Origin of the sequence: Rhizobium sp. BT-226, from assembly GCF_025847085.2 — a bacterium.
GTDB classification, from domain to species: Bacteria; Pseudomonadota; Alphaproteobacteria; order Rhizobiales; family Rhizobiaceae; genus Rhizobium; species Rhizobium sophorae.
Map to the genome: position 1 here is coordinate 49798 of NZ_JAOYTI010000009.1, position 12749 is coordinate 62546.

The window sequence follows — 12749 nt, forward strand, 5'->3', positions numbered from 1 at the left end:
GGTTCTGCCCTTTCTTTGTTTTCCGCCAGGAGATACCGATCCGGTCATGGGGCCGAAGCGGGGAAATCTTTGTCATCCTGCCTGGGAAGCGTTATCGTAAAGACGGTGCCTCTTCCCGCTTTCGAGAGCACCGTGATGGTCCCGCCGTGGTTTTCGATGATGCGATAGCTGATCGATAGGCCCATACCAGTCCCTTCGCCAACTTCTTTGGTCGTGAAGAATGGATCAAACACCTTGTTGAGATGTTCCTCTTCTATGCCCTTTCCGGTGTCGCCAACCTCAATCTGGATCATGTCCGACCCGGTATGGCGGGTCCGAAGTGTCAGGACCCCGCCCTCCTTCTTGTCCGCCATCGCGTCAACAGCATTCACGATCAGATTTAGAAATACCTGCCGAAGTTGCGACGGCGAGCCATTTATCGCAGGGACAGGATCAAACTCTCGCCGCACCTCAATTTCGGGGCCAAGATGTGGTCCTGCAATCTGAAGCGCATTTTCTAAAGCGGCGACGACTGAAAAGCTCTCCACGTTGCCTTTGTCCAAGCGACTGAAACTTTTCATGGACCTTACAAAAGAGGCCATCTCCTCCAAGCCGTGAAGTCCATCGTCAAGCAAGGTTTCAAGTTCGTTGCGCCATTCCTGCTCTGCTTGAGCGTCCACCGTTCCTGCTGCGACAGGATACGCCAGTTGAGGTCGTGCCGTGAGCCGGTCTTTGATCAACTCGAAAACTGCCTTCACGTAGGCAAGGGGCGTATTGATCTCATGTGAGATGCCGGCAACCATCTGGCCCAGCGCTGAAAGCTTTGCTGACTGAATGAGCTGTTGTTCAGCATTTTCGTTGATCTGGTTCAGAAGCCAGTTGTCTTTGCGCAAACGAACAAAGCGCTGGCGCAGCGTCAGCGCTGAAAAGATGGCGGCTATGAACAGCAATACGCCTGCCAACACGGTGACGTCCCGGATTCGATGCCGCCTTTCAAGGCTTGACTGCTCGATCAGCTGAAGTTCGTCTTCCAATGAGTCAGAAGCCGCACCGGTAGGAACCGCAGTCAAAGCAAGCATCAACTCGTTGCTTCGCTTACGTTCCTTGACGACGACATCAACCTGCGCAAGGAGACGGTCCAGCACGTCCGCGGTCTGCGGCGAGAGCTGGCCCGCGGCCGACCTTGTCGCTGCAACCTGCCGGCGGACAGCATCGCCCAGGGACTGTGTGGGCGATGCTGTAAACGCAATGGTCCCTGTAATGACCTCTGCGACCAGGTCCGAAACGCGCGTCCCTGTACCCTGAACAGGCAAAAGGACCTCGGGATCGCGGTAGAGCGCTCTGGCTGCATCAGGCAGAACGCTGACCGAATTGCGCAGCATCGCGTAGCTGGCCTTGATCTGTTCTGACAGCCAGATCTTTTGTTCAAGCGCCGCCCCATAAGCCTCCACCTTTGGGGACAATACGTTGAGGGTCGCTGAATCGGAGGCGATGTCATTCAGGCTGCGCCAACGCAATTCGAGATCCCGCGCTATAGCCGTGACCGCATCATAATTAGGCGCGAATCCAAGTTGTAGGGACAATAGCTCGTTGTTCCATCTTGTCTCCAGACTCTTCAGCTGTTCGAAGCTGTTTCGATACTCGCGGAGCCCGGACTCGCGTAGCGAAAGCCACCATTGGGCGCCGACAAGCCCGCCGACAACCACGAGCGCAAGGCAACTGATCCAGACGGGCCTTGAGAGCCTGGGCGATGCCGATGAGAGGAAAAATGAGTTAAGGTCCTTCGACCACACTGATAGCGCCTGTCTGAGTTGCTGCAGCACTGCGACCTCCTGCAAACTCAACGGGTTCCCACCGGAGCACCTTGATATTCACCGGTAAGCGAGTTCAGGAAGGCTTCGAGCTTGGCGACATCGGTCTCGGAGATTTGCCGTCCCAATTGATAGCCCGCCATGACGTTGATGGCGTCTTTCAATGTCCTCGCCGATCCGTCATGGAAGTAGGGGGCGGTCTTTTCCACGTTGCGTAGCGGCGGGACGCGAAAAACCGGTTTCTCGTGTGCTATCCCGGAGTTGGTGGCAGATCCGGGGGTCTCTTCGCCAAGCGCCGCGCCATCCGGTGTGCCGAAGATACCGAAGACCTGGAGCATGTTTCCGCCGACATTGACACCCTGATGGCACGATGCACAGCCATAACTCTTGAATAAGCTGTAGCCTGCGGCGGCCTGCGGGCTGATCGCTTTGTCGTCACCTTTGAGGTAGCGATCGAACGGCGCGTTCGGAGTTAAGAGAGATTTTTCGAATTGAACAATGGCGTCGATAACGTTTTTACGTGTGATGCCGTCGGGATAGAGCTCGTTGAAAGACGCCACCACACGAGTATCGCTCCCGAGCGTCGACAGTATCTCATCCCACTTGCCCCCCATGGTTCGCGGGTTCTCGACGACCATATCGGCCTGTTCTTCAAGCGTGAGATATTTCCCGCTCCAGTTGAACTTGGCGCTCAGCGCAACATTAAAAAGTGTTGGGGTGTTCACCAGACCTGGATGGTCCGGTAGGCCTCTGGAAACCGCAAGGCCGTCCGCCAGCGTCTTCTCCAGCATGTGGCAACTGGCACATGCGACGCCATTGCCGCTCGAGAGGCGGCTGTCGGTGAACAGGTCCCGGCCCAGGAGAATTTTTCGCTCGTCGAGTGCGATGGGTGAAGGAACAGGGCTAATTGGTTCTGCGGTGGCCCCCTCACCGGCAACATTGACGACGCTTGCCAGCATCATCACTGCCGTGATGGACGAGAGCAGCGCGATTGGACCAAGGCGCATACTGCAGGTTATGCCTGCTCGTTTTGGTCCAGATTGCCGGGCCACACGGTGGTCCGTCGAAAGCCCGCCCGACAGGAGCGATGTGGCGACTGCCATGAAACTCAGCTTCATCAGGGAGCCCCCACTGTTGCTGTACTGGGCGAAAGTTCGCTGGTCGGTCGCGGACCGCGGCAACGCAAACAGAAGTCGGGGGACATATCAAGCTGAAATGTAATCGGTTTCGTCAAAATGTGCTCTTTGAATCGGTGAACGGTCTGTTCTGCAAATACACTCTTGAGTCGCTGCTTGTAAAAGCCTACGCTTATGGGTTGGCGCAGTCATGCCCGCAATCGGCGGTGGTCGCTTCTCGGATAAAGATTGTGTTGCCATCGCCGTCGAAGCGCTCAGCAGATGCGGTAAATTTGGTTCGGCCTATTGTTGCCCGAATTGCGGGTAAAACGTAGCGTTGCATACGAGGCGTTCTGATAGGCAGGATAGAAGCATGGCTCTGGATGAAGCAAGTCGCGCTATGGAGTTGGCAGCGCAGGAGGTTCCCGACGTCGCGCCCGCATGCAGCTTGAGTGAGGTCGACATCAACCTTCTGGTGGCGCTCGATGCGCTCCTTGCTTGCCGAAACGTCACTTACGCCGCCCGGCGGGTCGGACAGACGCAACCGGCCATGAGCCGCTTGTTGGGAAGACTACGTGATTTACTCGGAGACGATCTGCTTGTCCGCGGTTCCGCTGGGCTGAGGCTCACAACTCGGGCGGAGTATCTCGTGGAACTCGTTCCCCTCGCGATGTCGCAGGCGCGGGGGATCATCGGGACCGAGGGAGAAGCGGCAGATGCCCGTATCACCATCGACGCAAACCTGATGCCCGCGCTGCTACCGCACTTCGCGAAGTCCTCCAATTTGGCGGGACGCCGGCTCAAGATCAGCTCACACAGGCTTGCGTCGGATGCCGCCACACAACTTCGCTCGCGCATTGTCGACTTTGTTTTGGGACCGGTGGTTGAAGACGGCGACGACATCGGGAACGAGATAGCCTGCTCGGAGGATTTTGTGACGCTCGTGGCGTTCGGGCATCATCGCTTGAGCGGCATACGTCTGGCCTTGGACGCCTTCCTTGCCATGGAACACATCAACTTGGTTGATACTGGCGGAGAAATGTTTCCGCAGATCGCGGACACTCTGTCCGGTCATGGGGTGCACCGGTCAAACATGGTAGAGATTCCCGACGTTGCGTCCGCAGCTTCGATGGTGTCGCAAGGGAGGCTCGCGCTGACCGTACCGCGGTCCATGGCGGGGTGGCTGGCACGAACGCTTCCGCTGTCGGCTTTGTTGCCGCCCATTGCTATCCCGGGTCACGAGATACGCATTTCCTGGCTTGTCGGCGATCAGGGCGGGAGCCGGCCGCCATTGATCGATGTCATCGCGACGGTCACAGGCGAGGCGATCGGCGAGTATCAGGCGGCCGTGAGGATGCCCAGTTCTGTTGGGGCGGGTGAACCGCAATGAGTTCAGCAGATAATATGCCTCGCATCGAGGATGGCGACAGTTCGATCAACCCCTCGTCCTATGATCTCAATCTTCTGGTCGTGCTCCATGCACTGCTGCGCTCCCGCAACATTACCCACGCAAGCCATACCTTGCGGGTCAGTCTGCCGGCGACTAGCAGAGCTCTCGGCAGGCTTCGCCAGATGTTCGATGATCCCCTGTTGGTGCGACGCAGCCGATCGTTCGACCTTACGCCGCTGGCTGAGACGCTCACGTCGAAAGTCGAGGCCTTCCTTGTCAATGTCGACAAAATCTTCGGCAATAGATTGCCGGCCCCGGAGCGATTCACGATCGTTATGCCGGACCATTTGGGACTGTCGCTGACCGGTAGCCTCACCGCATTTTTGCGAGAGACCTCGCCGGCAACGATGTTTCTTCCCCTGTTTAACCTGGGAAATGTTATGGGCCAGCTTGAGCAGGGGCAGGTCGATCTGGCTGTCGGCGTCGTAGACGACGCACCGCCAGGCTTCTATTGCAGGGCGCTGCCCCCAGTGCCGTCGCTTTGCGTCGGGCGTAAGGGCCATGAAGCTGTCAGACAGCAAGTCCCGTTTTCGCAGTTCAACCGCTACCTTTCCATTCGCATCGGCTCTGCCTTCAACACCGGCTTCGACGAAATTCAGGATGGTCTGGAAGCGCTTCGGGCGAAGGGAGGCGAAGTCCTGACCGTGCCGGATATTCACACCGCCGTCCGCTTTGTGGAGGATACAGATGCTCTGCTGGTACTACCAAGTTCGACAGCCCAGCTTCTTGCCGCACGCTACGACGTGGACGTGTTCGAGCCTCCAGGGGAGTCGCCAGCGCCATCTTATCAGGTGTCTCTGATCTGGCACGAACGATGGAACCGCCGGAGCCTGCACGCAGGCGTTCGCAGCGTCATAGCATCGCATATTCTGGGGGACGTCAAATTGTGATCCGCCGCCGGAGAGCGCGGTCGATACCGCGCGCATTGTCTGTGAAATCCGCTTGAACGTTTCGTGCCGGGCAAAAGCTGGAAGGTTCACGACGGCGCTGCCGAGGCGGTCGAAATGCCTATGCCATCCGCATGCGCAGGAGTTCGGTGCCCACATCTGCATCGAAGACGTATCCAGCGCGACGTTCGGTCTTGATGTATCGCGGGGTCGAGGCATCTTCCTCGAGCTTGCGTCTTAGTCGCAAGATCAGAACATCCACGCTGCGGTCAAAAATCTCCTGATCATGGACCCGGGTCGCCAAAAGCAATTGTTCGCGGGACAGGGTCTGGCGCGGTGACTGAAGGAAAGCGATCAGGAGATTGAGTTCTGCCGCAGTCAGTTTTATTTCCTCTCCATTCGCGTCCTTGAGCCATCTATGCCTTGTGCTCAGCCTCCAGTGGTCGAATGTGTAGACCATGTGCTGGGGGTTGGCGCGGCGACTGGCCCTGTCTCGTAAAGCAACCCGGATACGGGCAAGGAACTCCCGTAGACCAAAGGGTTTTTCGATATAATCGCTTGCTCCAAGTTCGAGGGCAGTGACCTTGTCGCTCTCGGCCAGGAGGTCAGCGCTCATAACTATGACCGGAATGTCGGCCGTAGAGCAAAGATCTTGAAGAAACCCGAGACTATTGTCGTGCTGCCGGTTCACATCAATAACCACAAGATCCGCCGGGCGGAGGTTCGACGAGAGGCTGATCTCGGAAAGGTCCGCCGCGAAATCCACATCGTAGGAATACTGCGAGAGATACTCGATGAGTTGGTTTCGGAACAATGGATCGCTGTCGATAACCAGAATATTTGCCACAGGCCGCTCCTTTGGTCGCTCATTACTGCATGCCGAAAACGCAGGAGGAGCATCCCGTTTGGACCCTGGCGGCACAATAGTCGCCGGACGCATACGACAATACCACTAAGTATGTAGTTGTCGGAAAAACAGGCCGACATCGGTCGGTGTTCAACTACCGGTGGGCCACCGGTCGCCTACAGCGTTGAAAAGAAACCTTGTTCAGGGACGGAATCGCTCATCAGAGGGCGCAGTCCGAGCGTATGCGCAGAGTGCGGCTGCCAGAGCCAGTACCCTGAAGGTTACATTTGAAGCCGAACGTCAGATTGACAGATTCCGGAATATCTTCAGTTTATGCGTGTGCTTCGGAAGAAATGATCCGAATATATATGTTGATATCATCAATAATATGCACGGGATAAATTTAAGAGGGTGCAGCAATGTCGTCGCAGTGGCATAGATCACAAAGTTATAAGGCAATGTATACTAGCTTTTCCGTTGTAACGTCACTCGTTATTCTCCTGGACGGGGTTTCGAATAGCGCGCATTCTGCGGTATTGGAAGAAACCGCCGGTGGGACGCTTGCGCCGATCGGCGGCGTCTCCGCGGTCGGGCCGGAGCCACGAGCAACCGAAGACGACGACATCGGGCAATGGGCCGCCACGGCAAATGTCAGCTCACGGGAGCGGCCGGCGGTGGAACGCCCGCTCACACGGCCGAGCACCACCGCGGTGATCCTCGACATCGGCCGCGAGCGTATCCGAACGATCAGGGTTCAGAAGCTTGCCACGCTGCCCAGACCTCGCAGCCTTGTGTCAACTCTGTCGCCACAGCAACGGCGGATGCGGGATTTGACTATCCAGGTCGGTTACAGGTTCGCGCGCTCGCCTGCGGTTGCTCGCGCGAAACTCGATCGGGAGTCCTTCGTCGCCCTGTTTACCGCGATGATCCAACGCGAAAGCAACTTTGAAACGAAAGCCGTCTCACCGGTAGGCGCGAAGGGACTTGGTCAACTAATGCCGGGCACGGCGCGCGATCTGGGTGTGTGCGACGTCTTTTCGCCGCATGACAATCTTAACGGCTCGGCCACATACCTGACGGCAATGTTGGAGCAGTTTGGCTCCCCGGCGGTTGCTCTTGCTGCATACAATGCCGGTCCGGGCGCGGTCGCGCGCCATGGCGGCATCCCACCCTATAGGGAAACGCGGCAATATGTTGCCGACATCGTTTACGCATTTGAGCGGGCGGACCGAACCGAGCTGCCGGCTCCAGACGATGCCATCGCTTATAAGCTCGGCGACGCTAGCCGCCCCGGTTTTCTGACGGCCTATCTCGACAACCCAACCAATCCACAGAGTGAAGTTTCGCTCTGCAACAGGGGGTTAGGCGTCGTTTCGTCACGAGCGGATGGCTAGGCCCCTCATTTTCAATATCCACCGCAACCGCAAGAGGCCCATCATGAGCATCCTGTCAAAATTCATCCAATACAAGGCATCGTTCACCAAGCGCGACGTTGCCAGGTTCATTCTGATCACGTCGACACTGTTCTTCCTGTCGAGCCATCCCAGCGCGGCTCAGGACTTTGGAGGCGTCACCACGTTTCTTGAAGCGATCGTTGATGCGATCACCGGGCCGATCGGCATTGCGGTATCGGCGCTGGCGGTGATGGCCATCGGATTCTCGTTCATGACCGGCAGGATGGACTGGACGTTTGCAGTCGCTGTCATCCTCGGCATCGCGATCGTCTTCGGCGCCGCCAGCTTCGTTGAGGGATTGGGCACGGCCTAAGGCCTGCCCGGTTCCGGGACATAGTAAAAAGGAGGAGTGACCGTGGAACACACACCGCTTTTCATCGGCCTGACCCGTGAGGTGAGCTTTGCTGGTCTGCCAATCATGTACCTGGTCGTGCTGATCGTCTTCGTCATGCTCGGTTTCATCTTCACCGGCTCTTTCATCTACCTGATCGTTACTTCCGGGATCGGCTACACGGCCCTACGGGGTCTGGCTGCCTATGACCCGAAGATCATCAACGTGTTCATCGCAACGGTACAACAGACACGCATGAGCCCGGCGCTGCTGCGCGGAGAAGGGCTGGTGTATCGTGCTTGAAGCCCCCGCAACGCGCGCCACGCGCGGCCTGACCGACAGGCACCTCAACCGGGGAGAGCAACTGGTCAGCGGTCTTCCCTATCTGAGTGTCATCGATGACAAGACGCTGATGCTGCGCGACGGTGACCTGATGGGATCGTTCATCGTCGAGGGGATAAACGCCGATACTGTTGATCACCGTCATGCATCCGAGCTTTGTAACGCTTTCTCGCGCTTCATCTCGCAGCAGCGCGGCAGTATTGCTTATTACGTTCACCGGATATCGGTGGAAACCAGGCCCAATATGCCGCCGGTCAAGGGCCATCCGTTCAACGAGGAGATCGACAGCCGTTGGCAGGACTATCTTCGCACTGTTGGTTTGCGGGACCGGGTAACTGTCGTCACGATCGTCATCAGGCCTCCGCGCAAGATCGCGAAATTCCTCTCGCTGTTCGGCGGCAAGGATGTGCATAGCCGCCAGGAGGTGCTGGCGCGGGCGCTGCGACTGGACCAACTGCTTAACACCTGCATGGTGGGCGTGAGCGAGGCCAAACCGACGCGGCTAACGGTCTCGGACGGACGCTGGCTGGGAATGCTGCGCACCATCATCGACGGCTCGGGTGGCCGACTTGTTCCAGGCCCCAAGTTTGTGCCGGTTGCGGACCTCCTCGCCACGTCCCAGATTACCTTTCGCGGCCGCGTCCTCGAATGCGTCGGCCCGGATGCGGCGCACCAGCGCTTCGGGACGATCATCTCGGTGAAAGATTATCCAACCGAAACCTACCCAGGCATCCTCGACCGGCTGAACCTGCCTTATGACACGATCGTAACGCAAAGCTTTACCCCCATCGACACCATCGCGGCGCAGGGCAAGATCTCGCGTGTCCGAAAGCAGATGCGTGCCGCCGAAGATGCAGCCATCTCGTTGATGGCGCAGCTTGAGGAAGCTGAAGATGACGTGGCCTCCGGGCGTGTCGTCTTCGGAGACCATCACTGCAGTATCGCCGTTTTTTGCCCGAGCGCCAAGGAATTGGAAGACGCGGTGGCCTATGTCACGCGCGCCATGCAAGATGCGGGCGCCTCCATCGTCCGGGAGAATTTCTCCGCCAGGGCCGTCTATTTCGCCCAGCATCCGGGCAATTTTGCCTACAGAACCCGTCCCGCGATGATCTCCTCCCTTAATTTCTCGCAGCTTTGCGCCATGCATGGTCTGTCGAAGGGTAATCCCCCCGACAAATGCCCCTGGGGTGAAGCCGTCACCATTATTCCCACGGCACGCGGTGAAACCTTCAGGTTCAACTTCCATCTCCCGGGCAAGCCGGGACAAAGGACGGTCGGCCACACTCTCGTCCTTGGCCAGACCGGGTCGGGCAAAACTTTGGGGACTGCGTTCCTCATCAGTCAGGCCCAGCGGTTGAATGTCCGCACCATCCTCTTCGACAAGGATAACGGATTTGAGATGGCCGTGCGCGCAATGGGCGGCCGGTACGCCGCTGTCCGGATGGGTGAGGATACAGGTTTTAACCCGATGCGGGCCGAGGCCGATATGCGCGGCGCCGCCTGGCTGACGGACTGGCTGACCGCTCTTTCGGAAAATGATGGTGACCGCCTGAATCCCGTTCAGATCCAGGCGCTGAGCGACGCGGTTCAGGCTAACACGACAGCAGATCACAGGCTGCAGAATTTTGAGCAGTTCCGCAGCCAGCTGAGAGCGACAGACGACGACGGTGATCTCTACAACAGGCTTGGACGCTGGGACGAAACCGGCCAGTTCGGCTGGTTGTTCGGCGGCAAGGACCTCGATCCGCTGGCCTTCGACAACGGGCTGACAGCCTTTGACCTCACCGAGATCTTCGACAATGACATCGTTCGAACCGCTTGGCTCAGTTACGTGTTCCGCCGAATAGAGCGCCTGGTCGAAGACGAGCATCCTACCCTGCTTGTCCTCGATGAAGCCTGGAAGCTACTCGACGATCCCTACTTCGAGGCCCGCCTGAAAGACTGGATGCTGACGATGCGCAAGAAGAACGTTGCGGTCGTTCTTCTCACACAGCGTGTCTCGCATATCAAGAACAGTGCCGCCGGGGACGCGATCCTGGAAAGTGCCGTGACACGTCTGGTCTACCCGAGCGCTTTCAATACGGAGTCCGAGCTATCTCCCCTGAACCTGACGCCGACCGAGAGCACCTTCCTGCAGATGAGCAACGTCGACAACCATCTGGTGCTTTTGAAATCAGGCAGTGACAGCGTCGTACTGGACTTTGATCTCATCGCGCTCGGGAATGGGCTTGACGTTCTTGGAGGCGGCCGCGGGGAGAAATTCCCGGAGGGCTGGCGCGACCGGCCGAATTTCCAGATGGAGTTGCTGCAATGATTTTTCGTTCGGTTCTGTGCGTTTTGCTCATCGTTATTCTTTCTTCGTGTCAATCGGTTCCAGCGGAGCGCAAGAACAATTGCGCCTGCCTCTGGGAGCCTCTCCAAGATCCTTCGGAAGGAATTTTCTCATGAACCGCGCTGTGCGATCTATACTCCTGAGGTCCGCTGTCCTTTCCATCGCGTTCATCCCGGCCTTCACCGGAACAGGCGCGGCGCAGGAAACTATCGTTCCGGTTCCTGACCCTGTAACAGGCACCGCCCCGGCAGCCTCGGGAGACGCGCAGGAAACACATGATGAAGTGTCGATCCAGCAATTGATGAAGGTCGTCGATCTCTCACGATTGGTGGCGGGCGGAATTTCTCAACTTTTCAGCGCCGCTCAAGGACAAAAACAATTGCTTGATCTGATCCGGGGCGCCCAGATCGGACCAAAGGAATTTCCGGTTCTCAACGGCCCCGAGGAGATCGAGGCGCGCGGCGGCGGAGACGGTCTGAAGGAAATGGCCGACGGTGCCATGAACGGAGCGGTTGAAGGACCGCCGGATCTGGTCGAAGCGCTCAACCAGTTTCGGACGACTTTTGATCTGGGCAAGGCATTTGAGCTCAGGAACGACGAACTCTTCAGCAAGAAAATCCTGGCTCAGTTCGCGGCAAAGGGCGCCGTGGCAGGAGCATCTGCGGAAGCCGCCTACAAGCGTGCCAATGCCAGCAATGGCCGCTTGAACGACTACATTACAGCCCTCGAAGACAGCCCTGATCTGAAGACCAGCATCGATATCAACACACGTGTGATGATCGAACTCACCCAGCAATCGAACGAGAGCATACGGACCCAGTCGGCGACGACATCGCTTTTGAGCGCCTACTTCATGGCGCTCGCGAGCGAAGCCAGCGACAAGGATTGGATTGACGGCCTCAAAGACTTCAACAGGTGACGTCATGGGAATGATACAATCAATCGGCAAAGACATCGACGATGCGACGGTCGACTATCTGCAGAACGTCTTCGACGCGGTCGCTTCCCCTGTACAGGACGTCATGACCTCGATCGGTCTGGTGACCTTGCTGTTCATAGCCTTGAACCACATCTTTCAGGTCCAGAGCATTCATTATTCCAGATACGTCAATTGGGGTGTGACCTACATCCTGGTGGTCAGCTTTGCGACGGTCTGGAGCAATTTCACGCCAATCTACAACGCCTTGACAGGGATCACGCAAGGGTACTCGAACCTGGTTGTGGAGGCCGTCGCACTCGATATCGAGACATTGCGAGCGGATATCCTGGACCCGTCCAAAATCACCGGCGCTGATCCGGAGGTAAAGACCTATGCTGCGATGGACGAGTTCGGCCATGCCATCGTCTGGATCGCGCACGATTTTCTCCGGGATACGTCAATTCTCGATCTGGGAAAGACATTCCGGAACATATTTTCCGGTGTGTTGATCCTCATCGTTGGCGGGATATTCATCGCGGCGGCAGCTGTCATCGTGCTGATCGCGAAGGTCGGCATGATCCTTGCACTCAGCATGGCTCCGCTCGGCATCATGATGTTCATGTGGGAAAAGACACGCCACTATTTTCAGGGGTGGGTCAGCCTGTTGGTCGGGTTTGCGGTCATTCCGCTGCTTCTGGGATGCCTGATGGCTATCGTGCTGTATTTTGCAAGCCACATACTTGCGACGTCTGGAGCGAGCAGCCTGGATAAGAGTAAATTCTGGGCATTTATCTTCGTCATGATCGCCGCACTGGTCCTGTTGTTCCACATTCCGACGATGGCACAAACCCTTGCTTCAGCATCCGTTGCCGTCGGCGGCGCGAGCCTGGCGAGAGGCATGACAAGCGCTGCGAGCCGAATGGGCGGCGTGTCATCGCTGAAGCAGTACATGATGGCGCTTCCACAGCGGACATTGGGCCAAGTCGCGGATCCGAGAAAGTATCTGCACGCTGCGGGCGCCACGATCGGCGCGGCAAAATCCGGCGCCTCGCTGAAGCAAGGGCTTGCATCCGGCTTCTCGGCCTTCCGACGCCACGCCGACGATCGCAAGGCATTCTGGAGAAACAGGCGTGAGCAGGCCGTGGTGGGACCGGGGCAAATGAGCCCAAATCCGGCCTATCAGTCCTATCGAGGCCCATCCACTGGTCAATCGTCTTCAACCAGTGGCGAGACTTCCAGCCAGATGTCGCCTGAGCAGCGCGACCTCTATAACAAATAGCGA

At 57.7% G+C, this 12749-nt stretch carries 11 protein-coding genes; 8 read left to right on the forward strand and 3 right to left on the reverse strand.

Features of this window, described 5'->3' with window-relative positions:
- Window positions 1-44: 44 nt before the first annotated feature.
- Both OIU37_RS33765 and OIU37_RS33770 read right to left on the reverse strand, forming a co-directional pair.
- Window positions 45-1802, reverse strand: coding sequence for a HAMP domain-containing histidine kinase (locus tag OIU37_RS33765; protein WP_264260021.1), 1758 nt, complete (start codon window positions 1800-1802; stop codon window positions 45-47).
- A 17-nt stretch (window positions 1803-1819) separates the two neighbouring features.
- Window positions 1820-2908 carry a cytochrome-c peroxidase gene (locus tag OIU37_RS33770; RefSeq protein WP_264260022.1) on the reverse strand — a complete coding sequence of 363 codons (1089 nt, stop codon included), beginning with the start codon at window positions 2906-2908 and terminating at the stop codon, window positions 1820-1822.
- Window positions 2909-3278: 370 nt separating this feature from the next.
- On the opposite strand from OIU37_RS33770, the gene OIU37_RS33775 reads away from it, so the two are divergent.
- On the forward strand, window positions 3279-4295 hold the full coding sequence (locus OIU37_RS33775; RefSeq protein ID WP_264260023.1) for a LysR family transcriptional regulator: 1017 nt from the start codon (window positions 3279-3281) through the stop codon (window positions 4293-4295).
- Window positions 4292-5245, forward strand: coding sequence for a LysR family transcriptional regulator (locus tag OIU37_RS33780; RefSeq protein WP_264260024.1), 954 nt, complete (start codon window positions 4292-4294; stop codon window positions 5243-5245). The genes OIU37_RS33775 and OIU37_RS33780 overlap by 4 nt, the downstream gene beginning before the upstream one ends.
- 118 nt (window positions 5246-5363) lie before the next feature.
- Here the strand turns inward: OIU37_RS33780 and OIU37_RS33785 are convergent, their stop codons facing one another.
- Window positions 5364-6089 (reverse strand): winged helix-turn-helix domain-containing protein, encoded by a 726-nt coding sequence (locus OIU37_RS33785; RefSeq protein WP_264260025.1) that lies wholly within the window; start codon window positions 6087-6089, stop codon window positions 5364-5366.
- A gap of 419 nt (window positions 6090-6508) precedes the next feature.
- Between OIU37_RS33785 and OIU37_RS33790 the strand changes: the two genes are divergently transcribed.
- From OIU37_RS33790 to OIU37_RS33815, 6 genes are all read left to right on the forward strand, one after another.
- Complete coding sequence (locus OIU37_RS33790; protein WP_264260026.1) at window positions 6509-7483, forward strand: lytic transglycosylase domain-containing protein; 975 nt, start codon at window positions 6509-6511, stop codon at window positions 7481-7483.
- Between the two features lie 43 nt (window positions 7484-7526).
- Entirely contained in the window at window positions 7527-7856 is a 330-nt protein-coding gene (locus OIU37_RS33795; RefSeq protein ID WP_264260027.1) for a TrbC/VirB2 family protein, read from the forward strand.
- Between the two features lie 42 nt (window positions 7857-7898).
- Entirely contained in the window at window positions 7899-8177 is a 279-nt protein-coding gene (locus tag OIU37_RS33800; RefSeq protein ID WP_264260028.1) for a VirB3 family type IV secretion system protein, read from the forward strand.
- Complete coding sequence (locus OIU37_RS33805) at window positions 8170-10530, forward strand: DUF87 domain-containing protein (protein WP_264260029.1); 2361 nt, start codon at window positions 8170-8172, stop codon at window positions 10528-10530. Before OIU37_RS33800 ends, OIU37_RS33805 begins: the two co-directional genes overlap by 8 nt.
- Before the next feature lie 130 nt (window positions 10531-10660).
- A complete protein-coding gene (locus tag OIU37_RS33810) occupies window positions 10661-11467 on the forward strand; it encodes a type IV secretion system protein (protein ID WP_264260030.1) in 807 nt (268 codons plus the stop codon).
- 4 nt (window positions 11468-11471) lie between these two features.
- Window positions 11472-12746 carry a type IV secretion system protein gene (locus OIU37_RS33815; protein WP_264260031.1) on the forward strand — a complete coding sequence of 425 codons (1275 nt, stop codon included), beginning with the start codon at window positions 11472-11474 and terminating at the stop codon, window positions 12744-12746.
- Window positions 12747-12749 lie beyond the last annotated feature (3 nt).